This window comes from Haloarcula montana (genome assembly GCF_035666295.1).
In the GTDB taxonomy this organism is placed as follows: Archaea; Halobacteriota; Halobacteria; order Halobacteriales; family Haloarculaceae; genus Haloarcula; species Haloarcula montana.
In genome coordinates this window covers 1208493-1227996 of record NZ_CP142027.1, presented here as the reverse complement: position 1 = coordinate 1227996, position 19504 = coordinate 1208493, and the positions used below count along the sequence as shown (strand labels likewise).

At 67.5% G+C, this 19504-nt stretch carries 18 protein-coding genes; 10 read left to right on the top strand and 8 right to left on the bottom strand.

The window, feature by feature from the left end; all coding sequences use genetic code 11:
- Window positions 1-306: 306 nt before the first annotated feature.
- Together VJ109_RS06310 and VJ109_RS06305 are read right to left on the bottom strand one after the other, a co-directional pair.
- The gene (locus VJ109_RS06310; protein ID WP_324759902.1) at window positions 307-2043 is read right to left on the bottom strand and encodes an excinuclease ABC subunit C; all 1737 of its coding nucleotides are present in this window, start codon (window positions 2041-2043) and stop codon (window positions 307-309) included.
- Between the two features lie 33 nt (window positions 2044-2076).
- The gene (locus VJ109_RS06305) at window positions 2077-2697 is read right to left on the bottom strand and encodes a hypothetical protein (protein WP_324759901.1); all 621 of its coding nucleotides are present in this window, start codon (window positions 2695-2697) and stop codon (window positions 2077-2079) included.
- Window positions 2698-2782: 85 nt separating this feature from the next.
- Between VJ109_RS06305 and VJ109_RS06300 the strand changes: the two genes are divergently transcribed.
- The 5 genes from VJ109_RS06300 to ligA all read left to right on the top strand — a co-directional run bounded on the left by VJ109_RS06300 (window position 2783) and on the right by ligA (window position 9114).
- The gene (locus VJ109_RS06300) at window positions 2783-3274 is read left to right on the top strand and encodes a zinc ribbon domain-containing protein (RefSeq protein WP_324759898.1); all 492 of its coding nucleotides are present in this window, start codon (window positions 2783-2785) and stop codon (window positions 3272-3274) included.
- 53 nt (window positions 3275-3327) lie between these two features.
- A complete protein-coding gene (locus VJ109_RS06295; RefSeq protein ID WP_324759897.1) occupies window positions 3328-4446 on the top strand; it encodes a pyridoxal-phosphate-dependent aminotransferase family protein in 1119 nt (372 codons plus the stop codon).
- Window positions 4447-4623: 177 nt separating this feature from the next.
- Complete coding sequence (locus VJ109_RS06290) at window positions 4624-6216, top strand: methyl-accepting chemotaxis protein (RefSeq protein ID WP_324759896.1); 1593 nt, start codon at window positions 4624-4626, stop codon at window positions 6214-6216.
- Between the two features lie 7 nt (window positions 6217-6223).
- On the top strand, window positions 6224-6931 hold the full coding sequence (locus VJ109_RS06285) for a G protein-coupled receptor family protein (protein ID WP_324759895.1): 708 nt from the start codon (window positions 6224-6226) through the stop codon (window positions 6929-6931).
- Between the two features lie 86 nt (window positions 6932-7017).
- Window positions 7018-9114, top strand: coding sequence for an NAD-dependent DNA ligase LigA (ligA, locus tag VJ109_RS06280; RefSeq protein ID WP_324759893.1), 2097 nt, complete (start codon window positions 7018-7020; stop codon window positions 9112-9114).
- Here ligA and VJ109_RS06275 read toward each other — a convergent pair.
- From VJ109_RS06275 to VJ109_RS06265, 3 genes are read right to left on the bottom strand one after another with little or no spacing between them, the layout of a single operon-like run.
- Window positions 9109-10101 carry an ABC transporter permease subunit gene (locus VJ109_RS06275; RefSeq protein ID WP_324759891.1) on the bottom strand — a complete coding sequence of 331 codons (993 nt, stop codon included), beginning with the start codon at window positions 10099-10101 and terminating at the stop codon, window positions 9109-9111. The two genes, ligA and VJ109_RS06275, sit on opposite strands and share 6 nt — an antisense overlap.
- On the bottom strand, window positions 10098-11021 hold the full coding sequence (locus tag VJ109_RS06270) for an ABC transporter ATP-binding protein (protein ID WP_324759890.1): 924 nt from the start codon (window positions 11019-11021) through the stop codon (window positions 10098-10100). The genes VJ109_RS06275 and VJ109_RS06270 overlap by 4 nt, the downstream gene beginning before the upstream one ends.
- A 51-nt stretch (window positions 11022-11072) precedes the next feature.
- Window positions 11073-11345 (bottom strand): DUF7967 family protein, encoded by a 273-nt coding sequence (locus tag VJ109_RS06265; protein WP_324759889.1) that lies wholly within the window; start codon window positions 11343-11345, stop codon window positions 11073-11075.
- A 143-nt stretch (window positions 11346-11488) separates the two neighbouring features.
- Between VJ109_RS06265 and VJ109_RS06260 the strand changes: the two genes are divergently transcribed.
- The 4 genes from VJ109_RS06260 (at window position 11489) to VJ109_RS06245 (ending at window position 15347) form a co-directional block, all read left to right on the top strand.
- Window positions 11489-12775 carry an O-acetylhomoserine aminocarboxypropyltransferase/cysteine synthase family protein gene (locus VJ109_RS06260; protein ID WP_324759888.1) on the top strand — a complete coding sequence of 429 codons (1287 nt, stop codon included), beginning with the start codon at window positions 11489-11491 and terminating at the stop codon, window positions 12773-12775.
- Between the two features lies 1 nt (window position 12776).
- Entirely contained in the window at window positions 12777-14027 is a 1251-nt protein-coding gene (gene metX / locus VJ109_RS06255; protein WP_324759887.1) for a homoserine O-acetyltransferase MetX, read from the top strand.
- Between the two features lie 49 nt (window positions 14028-14076).
- A complete protein-coding gene (locus VJ109_RS06250; RefSeq protein ID WP_324759885.1) occupies window positions 14077-14967 on the top strand; it encodes an EamA family transporter in 891 nt (296 codons plus the stop codon).
- A 77-nt stretch (window positions 14968-15044) separates the two neighbouring features.
- Window positions 15045-15347 (top strand): DUF7130 family rubredoxin-like protein, encoded by a 303-nt coding sequence (locus tag VJ109_RS06245; RefSeq protein ID WP_324759884.1) that lies wholly within the window; start codon window positions 15045-15047, stop codon window positions 15345-15347.
- A gap of 36 nt (window positions 15348-15383) precedes the next feature.
- Here the strand turns inward: VJ109_RS06245 and VJ109_RS06240 are convergent, their stop codons facing one another.
- Window positions 15384-15938 carry a hypothetical protein gene (locus VJ109_RS06240; protein WP_324759882.1) on the bottom strand — a complete coding sequence of 185 codons (555 nt, stop codon included), beginning with the start codon at window positions 15936-15938 and terminating at the stop codon, window positions 15384-15386.
- Between the two features lie 87 nt (window positions 15939-16025).
- Here VJ109_RS06240 and VJ109_RS06235 point away from each other — a divergent pair, with 87 nt between their 5' ends.
- A complete protein-coding gene (locus VJ109_RS06235) occupies window positions 16026-16913 on the top strand; it encodes a ketopantoate reductase family protein (protein WP_324759881.1) in 888 nt (295 codons plus the stop codon).
- Here VJ109_RS06235 and VJ109_RS06230 read toward each other — a convergent pair.
- Together VJ109_RS06230 and VJ109_RS06225 are read right to left on the bottom strand one after the other, a co-directional pair.
- Complete coding sequence (locus tag VJ109_RS06230; protein WP_324759879.1) at window positions 16910-17938, bottom strand: lysylphosphatidylglycerol synthase transmembrane domain-containing protein; 1029 nt, start codon at window positions 17936-17938, stop codon at window positions 16910-16912. The genes VJ109_RS06235 and VJ109_RS06230 overlap by 4 nt on opposite strands.
- A 7-nt stretch (window positions 17939-17945) precedes the next feature.
- On the bottom strand, window positions 17946-19451 hold the full coding sequence (locus VJ109_RS06225) for a sulfatase family protein (RefSeq protein WP_324759877.1): 1506 nt from the start codon (window positions 19449-19451) through the stop codon (window positions 17946-17948).
- Window positions 19452-19504: the final 53 nt, after the last annotated feature.

The following is a 19504-nucleotide window of genomic DNA, read 5'->3' as shown; positions in this document are numbered from 1 at the left end:
GCCGGGCGTGTACCGGCGGGGGTACCTGAAATCGACGGACCGTCCGAGCGAACCGTATCGGGCACGCCACAACTTTCGAGTCTCGATGTCCCAGCTGGCGGCGAAATCGATCGGCCGCGACCGCCGATCCTTCGGTGTTCTCTAGACGGTCGGTCTGATCTCAGTGAGTACGACACGGCGTCCGCCCCGACGGTTTCACGGACTCGGCGCCGTACAGAGCGCACATCGCGGAGTCACAGCTCGTAGCAGTTGATCACCGTCAGATCGCGCTTGTCCGGGTGATATATCGCTGTCTGCTATATCGAATCAGTTCAGACGGGTCCGGATCGTCTCGGCGGTTTGCTCACCGACGCCGTCGACAGTCCGGAGTTCTGTTAGCGAGGCCGAACGAACGCCCTCGACGCTGCCGAAGCGTCGGAGCAGTCGCTTCCGCGTCTCGGGGCCGATGCCCGGCACCTCGTCCAGTGCGGTCGACACCTCGTCCCGAACGGTCTGGTGGTACTGAACTGCAAAGCGGTGGGCCTCGTCGCGAATCCGCTGGAGGAGGTGGAGCTGGGGCGCGTCGTCGGGCCAGTCGTAGACGCCGTCGGGGGTGACGACCAGTTCTTCGTCCTTGGCGAGTGCGATCGCCGGCACGTCCCAGCCGACCTCGGCCAGCGCGTCACGAGCAGCACCCAACTGTCCGTCCCCGCCGTCGATCACCAGCAGGTCGGGGTCCGGGCGGTCGTCCCGTCCCTCGACTGCGCGTGCGGCCCGCCAGCGGACGAGTTCGCGCATGTTGGCGTAGTCGTCGTTTCGCTCGCTGAGCTTCTTCCGTCGGTAGTCGGCCTTCTCCGGTTTCGTATCCACGAAGGAAATGTTCGAGCCGACGACGGCACGCCCCTGTGCGTGGCTCACGTCGAATCCCTCGATCCGGTCGGGCCGGTCGATACCGAGCGCGTCGGCGAGTGCGCCGAGTTCGTCGTCGTCGCCGCCGCGGCGGCGTGCGTTCTTGAGCGCGAGGTCGACGAGCGTCGCTTCCCGGCCGGCACCGGGGACTCGGAGGTCGACGCCCTCGGCGGCGAGCCACGCCTCGATGTCGGCGTCGGCGGGGTCCTCGGCACAGAGGATCCTGTCGGGAAACTCCCGCTCGGCGTAGTACTGGGGGATGAACGCGCGGTAGACGGCGTCGGTCCCCTCGCCGTCGGGGACGGCCAGCGTGTGTCGGTCGCGCTCGATGAGCTTGCCGCCCTCGGCGTGGAGCCGTGCGACGACGGCAGTGTCTCCCTCGAAGGCAGCACCCAGTACGTCGATCGTTGCGCGGGCGCTGGCGTCGCTGACCGCGGTATCGCTCTCCCCGACGAACGCCTCGACGGCGTCGAGTTTGTCACGGACGTTGGCCGCTCGCTCGAAGGCCTGATCGGCCGCTGCCTGCTCCATGGCGCGCCGGAGCGGACCAGTGAGGATGCCAGTCTCGCCCTCGAAGAACCGCTCGACGCTCTCGACGTCTTCGGCGTAGTCGGCTGCCGATATCTCCCCGGTACAGGGGGCCGAACAGATCCCCATCTCGTAGTCCAGACAGGGGCGGTCCCGGCTCCGGTACTTGTGGTCCGAACAGCCACGGAGCCCGTAGATCTCCCGGAGCGCCTTCAGGACGACCTCGACGCGGCCCTTGTCGGTAAAGGGGCCGTAGACGGTCGCTCCCTCGGCGGGATCGCGGGTCACCTCGATCCGCGGGACCGCGTGGTCGGTCAACTGGACCAGCGGATAGGACTTGTCGTCTTTCAGCCGGACGTTGTACGGGGGCCGGTGGCGCTTGATGAGGTTCGCCTCCAGCAAGAGTGCCTGTGTCTCGGTGTCAGTCACCGAGAAATCGATCGTCCGGGCGCGTTCGACCATCGCAGCGATGCGGTCACTGCGCGGGTCGGCGTAGGATCTGACACGGTCCCGGAGATCGACGGCCTTGCCGACATACAGCACCCGCTCGTCGGTATCTTCGAACTGATAGATTCCCGGCTCACGCGGCAGGTCGGCGGCACGTGTTCGGACCGCGTCGGTGTCCATCGCCTCCCGGTTAGCGCCGGGCGGAGTTGAACGTCACGCTGGCGAGTCTTCCGGCACGCGCTCCCGATCGGGGTCCGGTGGCCCCTCACTGGGGAACAGTGCGGTCCGAAGCTGATCGAGGGCGTGGTCGTCCTCCGGGGCCGTCAACTCGATGTCGTCCTCGCCGGCCACCGAGAGGACGAGCAGCGACTCCCGCGACCAGGCGTAGACGCCCAACACGACGGCGGCAAACGCCAGCGCGAGCCCGCCGAACAGCTGCATGATCTCGTCGAGCTGTGCCAGCAGGGTCAGCATCGACCCGAGCAGCCCCATCATCCCGCCGAGACCGAGTTGTCCCGAGGCTCCAGCGCTATCCAGTGAGATACCGCCGATCAGATTGTCCAGGCTGATGAGCTGCCCGGCCACGATCAGGACGATCCCGGCCACCAGTGCCTTCAGCCCCTGTTCGAGGAACGCCCAGTTCCCGCTGGTGGTGCGGTCGACGCCCTCGACGTTCGGGCGGTCGACGGTTCGGTAGTTGGGGCCGTCCCGATCGGGGGTAAACGCCAGCACACGGTGGCTCGTGACGACCACGCCGCCGTCGCCGACGGCGACCTGGGTCTCGATCGTCTCGCCGTCGAACAGGAGATCGTCCGCGCGATCGACCCAGCGCATACAGACGATTAGCGGGCAACCGATTTCAACCCTCGCCCGCAGACACCCACAACGGCTAACACGACGCCACCCCTCAGTTCGAACGATGCGAACTGATCCCCGCTGTCCCCACTGTAACGAGAAGGTCAGCGCCACGGCCTCCTGGTGTATGCACTGCGGGCAGGACTTCGACGAGCCCCGGGAGGCGGGTAGTGGTGAACTCACGGAGGCGCTCGCACGTGGTGACGGTGACGCCGTCGCCGGCCGACTCACCGACAGCGAACGCGGGCCGGGCGCGGTCGGCGTGGGGCTGGCGATCGTGGCGCTGGTCACGCTCCCGACCGTCGCCCCGCCGGGGCTGACCTTCTTCTACCTCGCGGCCGTCGTCGCCGTCGGCTACCTGGCTGCCCAGCAACAGGGTGCGAGCGACGCGCTCTCCCGTGGCGCGCAACTGCTCGCGCTTACCCCTCTCCTGTTGTGGTTGCTCTCTGCCGCACTGTACGCTGTTCCCCCGATCACTGCGCTGTTCGGTCCGATCGTCTACGCCGTGCTCGTCCTCTTCCTCGCCCGCCGGATCGACAGCTCTCTCGTCGGGTGACGCGGTCGTATCAAAACTACCATGCCACCCGGTTTCGAAGACCTGCCTAACAGATGGTTACACAGCGAGAGAAACAGGAGTACACGGACGACTATCCCGAGAAGACACTGTACCTCCCCGGCCCGACCGAGGTCCGCGAGGACGTGATCGAGGCGATGGCCCAGCCGATGTTCGGCCACCGGATGGACCGGATGACCGACCTCTACACCACGATCGTCGAGGACACCAAGGAGTTCCTGGGCACCGACAACGAGGTCATCATCCTCACCGCCTCGGGGACGGAGTTCTGGGAGGCGACGACGCTGAACCTCGTCGAGGACGACATGCTCGTGGCGACCTCGGGCGCGTTCAGCGAGCGCCAGGCCAACGTCGCCGACCGCCTCGGAAAGAACGTCGATCGGGTCGAGTACGACTGGGGCCAGGCGGTCAAACCCGCGGACATCCGGGACGCCCTCGAAGCGAGCGAGGACGGCTACGACGCCGTCGGCGTCGTCATGAACGAGACCTCCACGGGCGTACGCAATCCCGTCGAAGAGATCGGCGACCTCATGGCCGACTACCCGGACACCTACTTCGTCGTCGACGCTATCTCCTGTCTGGGCGGTGACCGGATCGATATCGAGGCCCACAACATCGACGCGCTGTTTACCTCTACCCAGAAGGCCTTCGCGATGCCGCCGGGGCTGGCCGTCTGTACCGTCAGCGACGTCGCCTACGAGCGGGAACTGGAGAAGGAGTCCGCGTCGTGGTACGGCGGCTTCCAGCGCACGCTCGATTACTACGACCGGAAGGGCCAGACCCACTCGACGCCGGCTATCCCGATCATGCTGGCCTACCGCAAGCAGATGAAACACATGCTCGACGAGGGTCACGACGCCCGCGACCAGCGCCACCGCGAGATGGCCGAGTACACCCGTGAGTGGGCTCGCGAGCACTTCGGCCTGTTCCCCGAGGACGGCTACGAGTCCCAGACTGTGACCTGCATCGAGAACACCCGAGGTATCGACGTGGCCGAGACCGTCGAAGCCGTCTCCGAGGAGTACGACATGGTCTTCTCCAGTGGGTACGGCGACCTCAGCGAGGAGTCGTTCCGCATCGGGCACATGGGCGAACACACCGTCGAGTCGATCACGGAACTCACCGACGCTATCGAGGCCGTCGCGGATCTGTAACTGGTCTGATTGGTGTGCTTCGGGTCCGTGCGAGGCCACCTGGTCGTCCATCGGGAGACGACGGCTCCGTGAGTTTTCGAGCGGTGTAACTGGATGTATACTATTTATCATATTAGTTATCAGAATTTGAATTGTGGGGCGCAGATATAAATCCGCTTTTCCCATTTCCGTCCGTATATGAGTACGACACGGGTCTCTGGGCAGATCACCGCCCACTACAGCAGGCGGATCGGCGTGGCGTTGCTCGTCACGCTCGCGGTGACGCTCGCGTTCGGGACGCTCTTTGCAGTCCACGCGGCGAACACGGGAGCGGGGACGGCGTCGGTCGCCGGGACACTGTTCGTCGTGGTACTGAACATCGGGCTGCTCGGGATCGTCCTCGGCGGGAACGCTGCCGTCGCACTCCGTCGGCTGACCGACGCCGCGGAGGCGATCGAAGACGGCGACCTCGAAGCCAGCCCTGCTGTCGAACGTAGCGACGAGTTCGCCGACCTCGCAACGGCGTTCGACAACATGCGTGACTCACTCGGCGAGGCCTTAGCGGAGTCAGAATCCGCTCGTCAGGACGCCGAAGCCGCCCGCGAAGAGGCCGAGACCGCCCAGCGGGAGGCGGAAGCGTTCAACGAACGGCTCATCGAGCACGCGACGGAGATCGGCGACGCGATGACCGCGGCCGCCGACGGTGACTTCACTCGCCGACTGGAGACGGATGTCGACGTCGACGCGGTCGAACGGATCGCCGTGGCCTACGAGGAGATGAGCGGTGGGCTCTCGGAGACGGTCGAGGAGATCCGCGAGTTCGCCGCCGTCGTCGAGTCCGCGAGCGATTCCGTCGCGGCCGACGCGGCCGACGTCGAGCGACGGAACCAGGCCCTCGCCGACGACATCCGGGAGCTGGCCACCGACATCGAACAGCAGGCAGATCGACTCGAAACGGCGATCGCGGAGACGAACGACCTCTCGGCGACGATCGAGGAAGTGGCCTCGACGACCGACGAGGTCGCACAGCAGTCCAGCGAGGCGGCCGACGCCGGGACGACCGGCGCCGAACGCGTCGAGGAGGCGATCGACGCCATCCAGACCGTCGAAGACGCCGTCGCACAACTAGACGCGCTCGTTGCGGAGCTGGACGACCGGATGGGTGAGGTCGAGTCGACGACCGGACTCATCGACGACATCGCCGAACAGACGAACATCCTCGCGCTGAACGCCAACATCGAGGCGTCACACGCAAGTGAGGCCGGGTCCGGGTTCGCCGTCGTCGCTGACGAGGTCAAACAGCTCGCCGAAGAGACCCAGACCGCCATCGACGAGATCGAGACGATCATCGCCGGCGCACGGGCCGACGTCGACGACGTGACCGACGAGATGGACGCGACTAGCGCACGCATCGACGCCAGCGTGGAGACGGTCACCGCGGCGGGCGAGACGCTCGCGCAACTCACCGATACCGTCGACGACGTCGACGACGCGATGGGTGAGATCACACGGGCGACCGACGACGCGGCGGCCGCGACGGAAGAAGTGGCCGCGACCATTGACACCGTCGGCGAGGCCGCGGCCGACGTGGCCGACCGTTCACACAGTCTCGCCGACACCGCCGCCGAGACGGCCGAGACGATGAGTGACGTACGGAGACAGGCTGACGACCTCTCCGACCGGACGGCAGAACTCATCGACCGGCTCGCGGCGTTCGAGACGCGTTCGGTGACCGGCGAGTCGGCAGGGACTGCTGGAGCGGCGACCGAAGTTGGTGATGCCGATGATTAGCGAAGCGATGGTCTACGGATCCGCTGCCGCCGTCAGTGCGATCGCGACGGTCGCCTTTCTCGTCTGGGTCCGCCGCGTCCCGGCCCGAAAGCGCCGGTACTGCTATCCGGTCGTCGGTGTCGTCGGTCTCTCGGCAGTACTAACCGCACTGGTGGCGCTAGATGGGTTCTACATCGCCGGAACGGGACAGACGCTCCCCGGCGTGATCGACGATTTCGTCGCCTACACCGTGTTGTGGGTCGCTGCCGCCGCCATCGCCGGCGAATCCCGCCGAATGCTTGCGCTCCTCGCAGTGATTCCGATGATCCAGGTTGTTGCGTTCAACGTCGCGGCGGTCGTCGGCGGTCTCGTCGGCCTCGTCGGGTTGGCCGTCCTCGTCGTCGGGCAGGTCCTGATCGCGTACCTCTTTCTGGGTCCGATCTGGGAACGGGCCGACTCGCTGCCAGACGGACAGCGCCTCCTCCACTGGAAGTCCCGGAACCTCCTGTTGTTCCTTATCGGGATGCTCGTGGTCTTTGCGCTCCTGTCGGTCGGCCAGGTATTCGACGGCTTCGTCACCGCCGTCCTCAGTGAGTATATGGGGCTGTTGATCAGGGTCGGGTTCGCCGGCTTCCTGCTCGCCAACGTCGACGCGATCGATCCGGCGGCGATCGAACTGTTCGGTCGGTCCGCCGACCGGCCTGCAGCCGAGCCCACCGGGAGCGGCGCTGACTGACGCGAGACTCCCTAGGTGAGAAACGGCGTGCCGAGGTGACCCCGATCCCATAGCGGCTTAGTAGCCGGCCCCCTGAAGCCAGACAAATGGCAGCCGTCTCCGAGGACGACCTGGCGGACAACCCCTACGTCGAGGACCCCCCGACGGAGTTCGATCCGGTCGGGGACCTCGACGAGGACAGCGCCCGAGAGCAGGCCAAGCAGTTGCGCGAGGCGATCCGGTATCACGACCACCGTTACTACGTCGAGACCGACCCGGTGATCGGCGACCGGACCTACGACGCGCTGTTTACCCGGCTGCGGGACCTCGAAGAGGCCTTCGACCTCGACACGGCGGGCAGTCCGACACAGCGGGTCGGCGGCGAACCGCTGACGGAACTCGGCGAGGTCGAACACGTCGCACCCATGCGCTCGATCGACCAGAGCGGCGAGGCCGAGGCGGTCCGGGAGTTCGACCGGCGAGTACGGGACCGGCTCGCGGAGAGCGGCTACGACGGTGATGTCCGGTACTTCTGTGAACCGAAGTTCGACGGGCTCTCCGTCGAGGTCGTCTACGAGGACGGCCGGTACCAGCGTGCGGCGACCCGCGGCGACGGCGAGGTCGGCGAGGACGTCACCGAGAACGTCCGGACCATCGCCAGCGTCCCCGAGCAACTTCGGGGGGACTACCCCGACCATCTGGTCGTCCGGGGCGAGGTGTACATCCCCCGGGACGCGTTCACCGCGTTCAACCGCGAGCGCGTCGAGGCCGGCGAGGACCCCTTCGCGAACCCGCGCAACGCCGCCGCCGGGACCCTCCGGCAACTCGACCCGAGCGTGACCGCTCGGCGCCCGCTCTCGATCTTCTTTTTCGGCGTGCTCGATGCGTCCGTCGACTTTCCGAGCCACAGCGTCCTCCACGAACGACTACCCGAGTGGGGGCTGCGGGTCTGTGACCGGCTCCGGGTCGTCGACGACATCGAGGCGGCGATCGACTATCGGGACGACCAACTGGCCGCCCGTGACGACTTAGACTACGAGATCGACGGCGTCGTGCTCAAGGTCGACGACATCGGAGCCTGCGACCGACTCGGGACCACCGCCCGCGCCCCCCGCTGGGCCTTCGCCTACAAGTTCCCCGCCCGCAAGGAGGAGACGACGCTCAGGGATGTCGTCGTCCAGGTCGGCCGCACCGGCCGGCTCACACCGGTCGCGCTGCTGGACCCCGTCGAGGTCGGCGGGGTCACCGTCTCGCGAGCCTCGCTGCACAACCCCGCACTGGTCGCGGAACTCGGCGTCGGCGTCGGCGACCGCGTCCGGATCAAACGCGCCGGCGACGTGATCCCGGAGGTGGTCGAGGTCGTCGAGTCCGCCGGCGACGGCCACTTCGAGTTCCCGGAGACCTGCCCCGTCTGTGGGAGCGTCGTCGAGCGGGACGGCCCGATGGCGTTTTGCACCGGCGGGCTCTCCTGTCCCACCCAGCGTGAACGCGCCGTCGAACACTACGCCAGCCGCGACGCCTTAGACATCGAGGGACTGGGCGAGAAGGCCGTCGCGCAACTGCTCGACGCCGGACTCGTCTCCGACCCTGCCGACCTCTACGACCTCTCGGTCGAAGCACTGGCGGACCTGGAGGGGTGGGGCGAGACCAGCGCCCGGAACCTCGTCGACGCCGTCGAGGGGACACGGGAGCCAGCACTGGCTGACTTTCTCGTCGCGCTCGGTATCCCCGAGGTCGGCGGCGTCACGGCGCGCACCCTCGCGACGGAGTTCGGCAGTTTCGAGGCCATCCACGAGGCGGCCGACGAGGGCGACCGCGAGGCCTTCGAGGCGGTCCCCGATGTCGGTCCGGTCGTCGCCGACGCTATCGTCGAGTTCTTCCAGGGGGCGGGCAACCGCGACGTGCTGGACCGACTCCTCGATCACGTCGACCCGCAGGACGCCGAGGCGACCGGCGACGAGGCACTCGACGGACTCACGTTCGTGTTCACGGGCTCGCTGGACGGCTACACCCGGAGCGACGCCCAGGAACTCGTCGAGCGCCACGGCGGTTCGGCGACCAGCAGCGTCTCCGGGAACACGGACTACCTCGTCCTCGGGTCGAATCCCGGCCAGCGGAAACGGGAGGATGCGGCCGACAACGATGTCGAGGAACTGGACGAAGCGGCCTTCGTGGCGCTGCTGGAGGCCCGCGGTGTCCTATAGATCTGCGCGGGCGAACAGGCCGTAGCCGATCACGACCGGGACGACACACCAGCCCAGCAGGACGACGACCGCGACGGGGTCCGAGAGGTACCACGGCACGGACTCCGAGAGCGTCTGTGCGGCGGCCTGCTGGCGGATGAGGCTGGACTGGCCACCGAAGATACTCCCGAACATCGACGCTCTGGCCTGTGCGACGGTCACGTCGGCGCTTCCGAGCGACTGGAGCAGCGTCTGGTAGGCCTGTGTCGGGTTCAACAGTTTGACGAACAGTTCGAGTTTCAGCGTCAGCTCCTCGTCGAGCCCGGTCCGGTCACGCAGCAACCCGCCGACCCCGCTGGAGACGGAGTTCCACAGCGCGAAGAGGTAGACCCAGACTCCACCGGCGGTGATGAGCGACCGCCGGGTCGTCGATGTCGCGGCCGAGGCGCCGAGTGTGAAGCCGACGAACGACAGCGCGAGCAGCAGCGTCAGGCCGATCAGGACGACGACAGTCCGTGCCTGGAACCCGGATTCGGCCTCCGGCAGGACGACGAGCACCTGGAGGAGCAGCGTCCCGACCAGCGGTGCGGCGAGCGCGAAGAACCGGCCGAACAGCTTCCCGACGACGATATCCCGCCGCGTGTAGGGCAGCGAGAGGAGGATCTTCAGCGATCCCCGCTGCCGTTCGCCCGAGATCGCGGCGTAGGTCAACGCGATCGCCGAGATCGGAACGATGACCGACAGCAGCCGGACTGCCAGCCCCTGGACGAGCGCGGTCACCGCTGCCGCCGCATCGCCGCCCAGGCCGGTGTACAGCGTGATGGCCAGCGGGAGGACGAACAGGGTCAGGAACAGCCCGGTCAACAGGAGGAGGGCACGCGTCCGGATCGTGTCCGCGAACTCCTTTTTGACGATGGGGTACCAGTCGAGCCCGTGGAGTTTGTCGTCGGCACCCGAGAGGAGATTCAGCGCGAACTGCCCGGCGCTGTCGGCCTGGCGGTCGCTCATGCCTCGACCTCCTCCCGACTGGTGTAGGCCGCGAACACGTCGTCCAGCGACGCCTCCTCGGTGTCGAAGTTGTCGACCGCGAAGCCTGCCTCTTCGAGGGTGTTCAGGACCGTCATCTTCTCGCTGGCGTCACAGGTGACTCTGATACCGTTTCCGGCCCCGGCGACGCCGGTTCCGATGCCGGCGTCCTCGATGGTCGTGACCGCCTCGTCGATGTCGGCGCCGTCACTGAACGTGACTTCCAGGGTCGTGTCGCCGGCAGCGGCCTCCCGCAGGCCCTCGATAGTGTCTTTCGCGATGAGTTCGCCGTCCTGGAGAATCCCGACGGTGTCACAGACGGCGTCGACCTGGCCGAGGATGTGACTGGAGAAGAAGACGGTCGCACCCCGTTCGTTCTCCTCGCGGATGATCTCGCGCATCAGCCGCGCGCCGTTGGGGTCGAGCCCGCTCGTGGGCTCGTCGAGGATGAGCAGTTCGGGTTCGCCGACCAGCGCCATCGCCAAGACGAGTCGCTGTTGCATCCCCTTAGAGTAGCCGCCGGCCTTGCGGTCGATGGCGTCCGGGATGCCGACCCGCTCGGCCAGCGCGTCGGGGTCGGCGTCGGCGTCTTTCGACTCGATCACGAACTTCAGGTGTTGTCGGCCGGTGAGACGGCCGTAGACGTCGAACCCTTCCGGGAGGACGCCGGTCCGGTCGCGGATCCGTTTGGACTCCTCGTGAGCGTCCCGGCCCAGCACCGTCGCCGACCCCTCGGTCGGACGGATGAAATCGAGGAGGACGTTGATCGCGGTCGATTTCCCCGCGCCGTTGGGACCGAGGAAGCCGAAGATCTCCCCTTCCTCGACGGTGAGATCGACCCCGTTCAGGGCTGTTACGGAGCCGAACTCCTTTCGGACCCCGTCCAGTTCTATCGCTGTCATACGCCCGGCTTGTACCGGCCTCGGGTATAGTCTTTCGTATGACGAATCGACCTACACCTCCTCGTCGGGATCGTGCTCGTCGGCCATCCGGCTCGCCTCGGTCGCGTACCGCTCGCGGGTCGCCTCGTCGTCGACGGTCTCCAGTCGGTCGGCCTCGGCCTCGATCGCGGCTGTGACCCGCTTTTTCATCAGGAGATTCGTCGAGAACTGCTTTTGGAGGTACCGCTCGCCGTCCGGGGTCGCGTAGACGAGTGTGACCATCCGTTCGTCACCGTAGCTGGACCGCTCGACCAGCCAGCACCGGACCGTCTCGGCTGCTGTCATTGTCCGTCTGTTGTGCCCGGGTGCGTTTGTATCCTCGGAGACGATCGGACGCGTCATTCCCCAAAGCGTGTCACTTGACCACACGGGGAGAGTATTGCCGTAACTCGTGGTTATAGATGCCTAGAGATATATGCATACCACACATGACTGATCAGTACGCGTTCGGGACACGCTGTGTACACGCCGGGCAGGAGGAGCCCGACCCGGCGACGGGCGCGTGTGCCCCCCCGATCTACCAGACCTCCTCGTACGTCTTCGAGGATGCCGAGACCGCGGCCGAGCGGTACGCACTCGAAGACGACGGCAACGTCTACTCACGGTTCGACAACCCGACGGTGCGGATGCTCGAACACCGGATCGCCTCCCTGGAGAACGGCGTCGACGCCGTCGCCACCGGCTCCGGGATGGCCGCGCTGGACGCCGGGACGCTCGTGTTGGCCTCGGCCGGGGACAACGTCGTCTCTTCCTCGTCGATCTACGGGGGCACCCACAGCTATCTGACCAGCACCGCCAGTCGCCGCGGGATCGAGGCCCGCTTCGTCGACACACTCGACCCCGACGCCTATGCAGCGGCGATCGACGACGACACCGCCTACGTCCACGTCGAGACCATCGGCAACCCCTCGCTCGTCGTCCCGCCGATCGAGGAGATCGCCGCCGTGGCCCACGACCACGGCGTCCCGCTGTTCGTCGACAACACGTTCGGGACGCCGGCGCTGTGTAACCCCCTGGACCACGGTGCCGACGTCATCTGGGAGTCGACGACCAAGTGGATCCACGGCTCGGGCTCGACGGTCGGCGGCGTCCTGGTCGACGGCGGTTCCTTCCCCTGGGCGGAGTACCCCGAGAAGTTCCCCGAGATGGGTGCCGACAACCCCGCCTTCGACGTGAACTTCGCCGAGCGATTCGGCGACCGGGCGTTCGCGATGGCCGCCCGACAGCGGGGCCTCCGTTCGCTGGGCGACGGCCAGAAACCGTTCGACGCCTGGGCGACGCTCCAGGGGACCGAGACGCTGGCCCTGCGGATGGAACGGCACTGCGAGAACGCGATGGCCGTCGCCGAACACCTCCGGGACCATCCGGAAGTCTCCTGGGTCACCTACCCGGGCCTGGACGACCACGAGACCCACGATCTCGCCAGCCAGTACCTCTCCGGCGGGTTCGGCGGCGTCGTCACGTTCGGGCTCGAAGGTGGGTACGACGCCAGCCGGCAGTTCTGTGAGCGGACCGATCTGGCGAAGTTCCTCGCGAACATCGGCGACGCGAAGACGCTGGTCATCCACCCGGCCTCGACGACCCACGCTCAGCTTTCCGAGGCCGAACAACGGGAGAGCGGCGTCCGCCCGGACCTGGTCCGCATGAGCGTCGGCATCGAGGACCCCGCGGACGTGATCGCCGACATCGACACCGCGATCGACGAGGTGAGCTGAGATGACCGTCGACCACGAGACCGTCTCGCTGGGGACCTTCGAGTTCCAGTGTGGCGAGACCATCCCGGACCTGGAACTGGCCTACGAGACCTACGGCGAGTTCGAGGGCGACAACGCCGTGTTGGTCTGTCACGCCCTGACCGGCAGCGCCCACGTCGCCTCCCAGGGTCGCTTCGAGGACAGCGACCAGGCCTACGCCTGGTGGGACGACATCGTCGGGCCGGGCAAAGCCATCGACACCACCGAGTACTTCGTCGTCTGCGTCAACGTCCCCGGCTCCTGTTACGGCTCCAGTGGCCCGCCGAGTCCGAACCCCGAGACGGGCGAGCCCTACGGACCGGAGTTCCCGCCAGTCACGGTCGCAGACTGGACCGAGGCCCAGCGCGCACTGCTGGACGAACTCGGCGTCCCCCACCTCTACGCAGTCGTCGGCGGCAGCGTCGGCGGCATGAACGTTCTGGAGTGGGCCAAACGCCACCCCGACCACGTCGAGAAGATCGTCCCCATCGCCGCGGCGGGCCGCCTCGACTCCCAGTGTCTTGCCCTCGACGGTATCGCCCGGCGAGCGATCACCACCGACCCGAACTGGAACGGCGGGCACTACTACGGCGGTTCCGAGAGCGACGCGAACGGAACCTCGTCGGACTCGTCCGACGGCGGCGACCATCCCGACGAGGGACTGGCGCTGGCCCGCGAACTCGGCCACGTCATGTATTTCTCGAAGTCCAGCATGGACCGGCGGTTCGGTCGCCGGGCGGCGACCCGCGAGGCCGAGCGGGCGTTTCCCGTCGACCCTGCCGGGCGCTTCTTCCCGTACCGGGACGTCGAGTCCTATCTCGACTACAACGCCTCGAAGTTCGTCGAGCGGTTCGACGCCAACAGCTACCTCTATCTCACGCGGGCGATGGACAACTACGACCTCGCGAGCGGCTTCGAATCCGACGCCGACGCCCTGGCTGCCTTCGACGGCGACGCGCTCGTGATGTCCTTTACCGGGGACTGGCACTTCACGACCCAGCAGTCCGAGGCCCTGGCCGACGCGTTGCGGGAGACCGACACCGACGTTGCCCACCACGTCGTCGACTCCGACTACGGCCACGACGCCTTCCTGGTCGAACCGGACAGCGTCGGTCCGCCGCTTTCGGATTTCCTTGCCGAGGGCATCGGGGGCAACGCCGTCTCGGACACCGTCGAGGTCGAGACCGAGGAGTCCGACTTCGCGCCGGTCCACAACAGCCTCTTCTCGCAGTAGCCGGGGCGTAGTTTCAAGGGCCGAACCCACCTCTCTCGGAGTAGAGTCGATGGACGACCCGACGCTGGGGATCGGACTTGCGATGCTTGCCGCTGTCGCGCTCGCGGTCCAGAGTCTCGCGGTCCGCGTCAGCGCGCGGACTCGGTCGCTCGCCGACCTCGTCGCCGGCGTCTTCGCCGTCAATCTCCTGGTGTTGGTGCCGGCCACCGTCGTCACCTATCAGCCCGCGTACGCGGTCACGCCGCGATCGCTGGTCTCGTTCGCCGTCGGCGGACTCCTGGGATCGTTGCTGGCCCGGATCGCGCTGTTCGTCGGCATCCAACGGCTCGGTGCGAGCCGGGCGGAGCCGCTGAAGTCTACGTTCCCCCTCGTCGCCGTCGTCGCCGCGGTCCTGCTGCTGGGCGAGCAACTCACCGCGACCCTCGCGGTCGGCATCGCCCTGCTGGCCGGCGGTGCGGCGGCGGTCTCGTGGGACAGCCGTGCCGGTCCGGCCACCGCCTCGGGACGGCGGGCGTGGATCGACGTCGGCTACCCGCTCGCGGCGGCGCTCTTGCTGGGACTCGATCCCGTGTTCACGAAGGTCGGACTCGCCGAGGGAACGCCGGCCCTGGTCGGTGTGACGATCCGCGTCGTCGCCGCGGCCTCCGGGTTCGGCATATACCTCCTGGCTCGACGCCTCTCGGAGGGTCGGCTGTGGCCGGCACGGCCCGACCGGTGGACGCTGCTGACCGCACTCGCTAACACGACGTATCTGGTGGCGTACCTGGCGGCGCTCGCGCTGGCTCCGGTCTCGGTGGTCGCACCGATCCTGGGTGTGAGTCCGCTGGTGGTCCTGCTGGGGTCGGCGCTGTTCCTGCGCGACGACGAGCGGGTGACTGCCCGGCTCGCCGTGGCGGTCGCGGTCCTCGTCGCCGGCGTCGCCCTCGTCGTCAGCGGATGAGTCCCGATGGTCATCGCATCGACGGCCGACAGGCTCGGACAAGCCTTTATCACCACACGGATTGTCATTGATACTGTATGTCAGATATGTCAACAAGCGCCGAGGCCGACGAAGTTTCCTTCGGCCAGACGGTCTACGACGAGGACGGGACGGCTCTGGGGACGATCCGGGGGTTCGACGAACACGGGTTCTACGTCACGGCCGACGAAGGGATCGAGGCCCTCTCCAGCGAGCACATCACGACCGGATCGGCCGGGGAGGCCGAACTGATGTGGCGCTGCTGGAAGTGTGGTGAGATGGGACAGATCGACGAACTCCCCGATTCCTGTCCCGCCTGCGGAGCGGCCAAAGAGGAGATCTACTACTGGCAGGAAGACTGAGCCGGACTGTCGTCACTCGGTGGGATCTGGCCCCGGTTACCCGCGCTCGCGGACGATCCGGTCGACGACCGCGGGTGCGAGCTGTCCGGTGGCGTCCTCGTATCCCGTCTCGGGGAGCGCGAACCGGACGGTCGTCCGGGTGCGCCGCTCGACGATCGCACGACCCTCCTCGTCGAGGACCACGGCGTGCGTGAGTGCGTCGCCGGGAAGCCGGGCGAGCGCGTCGACCGTCTCCATCCCCGCCGGTGCTGTCCCGCTCGTCCGGTCGGTGCCGGCAGTTACCCCCGGGTTCGCGGCCAGCCGTTCCAGCGCAGTCTGTCGGTCGCCCGTCAGCGTATCCCGTCGACCGAGTTCGATATCGACGACGATGGTCTCGGGTGATCTGGGCGTCAGATCGAGCACCGTCGCGAACACGTCCATGCCCACTGCTTCGTCCGGCTCGGTCAGTTCGAGGCGGTAGCGCCCCTCGGCTTCGGGCCAGGCCGATCGCCCGTCGATGGCCTCGGTCACACGCTCGGCCTCGGGCCAGGCCGATCGCCCGTCGATGGCCTCGGTCACACGCTCGGCCTCGTCCGTGCCGTCCTCGTCCATATCGGCCGTTGGATGTCGCCGGCGAAGTGACTGACGGTCGCGGCCGGCGAGCCGTACTGTTTTGACCCGACCGCTCCTTGCCCGCGTATGGACATCGTCGTCGTCGGGGCCGGCAGTCTCGGCAGTCTGCTCGGGGGGTTGCTCGCCCGCGAACACGACGTGACACTCGTCGGGCGCGAGCCACACGTCGGGACCGTCACCCGCGAGGGGTTGGCGGTCAGGGGCGTCGAGCAGTTCCAGGCTCACCCGGCCGCCCGGACCGACCTCCCGTCCGGGGGCGACCTTGCACTGGTCGCGGTCAAAGCCTACGACACGGCCGACGTGGCAGCCGATCTTGCCGACTGTGCCTTCGAGGCCTGCCTCTCGGTCCAGAACGGACTGGGCAACGAGACGACGCTGGCCGAGGCCGTCGACTATCCGGTGCTCGCCGGGACCTGCACGTACGGCGCTCGACTGCTCGATCCCGGTGTCGTCGAGTTCACCGGCCGAGGTGCGGTGGCGCTCGGTGACCCGGCGGGCGGTCGCTCCGCCGTCGCCGACGACGTGGCCGAGGCGTTCCGGGCGGCCGGCGTCGAGTCGGTCGCCGCCGCGGACATGCCGACGCGGCGCTGGGAGAAGCTGGCGGTCAACGCTGCGGTCAACGCGACGACGGCGCTGGCCCGCGTCGAGAACGGCGCGCTCGCGGCGACACCGGGGGACGGTCTCGCCGCCGGCGCCGCCCGGGAGACCGCCCGTGTCGCCCGCGAGGCGGGCGTCGACCTCCCGACGGACCGGGCGCTGTCGCTGACCGAGCAGGTGGTCCGGGAGACGGCGGCCAACCGTTCATCGATGTTACAGGACGTCGAGGCCGGCCGGCAGACCGAGATCGACGCCATCAACGGGGCCGTCGTCGACCGGGCGACCGAGCCGGTCCCGGTCAACGAGACGCTCGCCCGGCTACTCCGGACCTGGGAACGGGGGCGTGACCGCCGTTAGTTCCGCTTGATGACGTACAGCGCCGCGCCACCGCCCAGGACCAGCGCGAACACGTAGCTGGCGACCCGATAGAGGATGGCGATGGCGGTCGCACCGACCGGATCGATCGATGTCAGCGTGTAGACGAGCAGTCCCAGCGTCGCCTCGACGGCTCCCGAGCCGCCGGGGGAGGGGACCAGCCCCGCGAGCGTCGAGGCGGGGACGATAAAGAAGACGAGCAACAGCGGGATCGACTCGCCGACGGCCATCGCGGCGGCGTACAGCGGGAGCGCGAAAAAGACCCAGCCGACGTAGGAGAACGACAACGCTTTGACGAGCGCCCGACGGTCGCGGGCGATGCGCTGGAACGCCTCCTCGGTCTCGTGGAGCCGCTCGCGGAGCCCGTCCAGCGTCAGCAATCGGGTCCGGCGGGCGACCGGCGAAGCGAGCCCGAGCAGTCCCCGCTTCAGCGGTGCGCGAAACCGCCACCCGACAGCGGCGACGATCGGGACGCCGACCGAGAGGACGACCAGCCCGCCGGCCAGCGGTTCGATCGCCGCCGGCAGTTGTGCCTGATAGAGCAGCGCGGCGAAGCCGACGCCGGCGAAGGTGACGAACGGAAAGAGGTTGAGCAGGTCCGCGGTGACGACGCTCGCGAGGCTGTCCTGGTAGCTGGCGTCGGTGTCCCGCGAGAGGACGTACGCGATGAACGGCTCGCCACCGGCCTGGCCCAGCGGCGTGACGTAGTTGGCGAAGGTCGCGGCGTAGTAGGTGACCACGAGCCGCGAGAACCGCTCGTCGATGCCCGCGACCGAGAGGACGATCTGCCAGGCTTTCCCCCAGGCGATCAGACAGAGTGCGGTCGAGAGACAGCCCACGGCCAGCCATCCCCACTCGGAGCCGGTCAGCCGCGCCTGTACCTCGGCCGCCCCGACGAAGTCCACCAGGAGGTAGAGGACGATCGCCGCGACGCCGAAGCCCAGCAGTATCTGTCCGACGGTGCGGCGGTCGACGAACTCCAGGGAGCCGGCGTTCTCTCCGGTCACGGTCGTTTCAGTCGATGTACCCCAGGTCCTGGAGCCGGTCTTTCGTGTCGTCGTCCATCTCGTCCAAGACGTCGCCGTCGGCGCCGTCGGCCTCGTCGGGCCAATCGGCATCGACCGCCTCGACGAACGCCCACAGCGCGTCCCGCAGCGCGTCGATCTCGGGGTCGCCCGCGTCGGCGACGTTGTCGGTCTCGCCGGGGTCGGCGTCGAGGTGGTAGGCCTCGTCCGGGATGCGCGTACAGTGGATGAACTTGTCCTCGGGGGTGCGTGCGGCGCCCATCCGGGAGTAGAAGCGGGACTGTTCGTCCAGTTCGATCCCCGCTGCGCTGGCTTTCCCTTCCAGTTGGCGCAGTTCCACGACCGGCTGATGATACTCGACGAAGCCCACGTCGGCCCGGTCGTGGCCGCCCACGTCGTCGGCGAATTCGCGGTAATCCGCCGAGAGGAGCGACCGGGCGGACGCCAGGGGTTCGCCCCGACCGGTCGCGCCGGCGGCGTCCAACACGGTGTGATAGAGGTCGACCAACTCGACGGTCGTCTCCGCGTCCCGGGTCGGCTCGATCTCGGGATGTTTCACCATGAGCGGGACGTTCACGAGCGGGTCGTAGATGCCGAACTCGTGGCCGTAGAGGCCGTGTTCCCCGTGGAGTTCGCCGTGGTCGGCACAGACGACGACCGTGGTGTCCTCCCACTGGCCAGTCTCCTTGAGATGCGAGAACAGGCGGTCGAGTTGGTCGTCGATGTGGGCCAGTTCGGCGTCGTACAGGCCCTTGATGGCGTCCCACTCCTCGTCGTCGATCTCCCGAGCCCCGCAGTTGTACTCCTTGGAGTTCTGGCACACTTCGGTGGAGTCGACGCCCGGCGCGAACTCCTCGGCGTACTCCTCGGGCGGGTGGTAGGGGAGGTGAGCGTCCATCAGGTTGATGAAGGCGAAGAAGTCGTCGCTGTCGTCGATAAAGTCGATGGTCTTGTCGATGACCTGGGGGGTCTTGGTGTCGCCGCCACCGCCCTCCGCGAGGTGTTCGTGGATCTTGTTCCCCAGTTGAACGAGGCGGTCGGCGACCGACCGGAGCGTGTCGTTGTCGTTCATCGTCTTCCAGACGCTCGCGAGCGGACCCGAGAGCAGTTCGCTGGGCATGATCTGGAAGAAGTTGTCGTGGTCGTCGAAGCCGGCGGTGAGGTTGGTGTAGCTGGTGATCCAGGCGTTCGAGGAGTAACAGGCGGTGTCGTAGCCGGCCGCCGACAGCGACTCCGCGAGCGTGGTCGCACCCTCTAGGTAGGGGTCCTCCTGGGTCGCCTCGTGTTCGCTGGGGTAGAGCCCGGTGAACATCGAGGCGTGGACCGGCAGGGTCCAGGGAGCCGGTGCGACGGCGTTGTCGAAGACGGCGGCCTCCTCGGCGAACGCGGCGAGGTTCGGCGTGGTCTCCATCTCGGGGTCGTAGACGGACAGCCGGTCCTTCCGGACCGTGTCCAGGACGACGAACAGCACGTTCGACCCGTCGGCGTCGGTCATGATCGGATTAACTCCGTCGTGAGATTAAAAGACCGTGCTTTCGACTCCAGTCC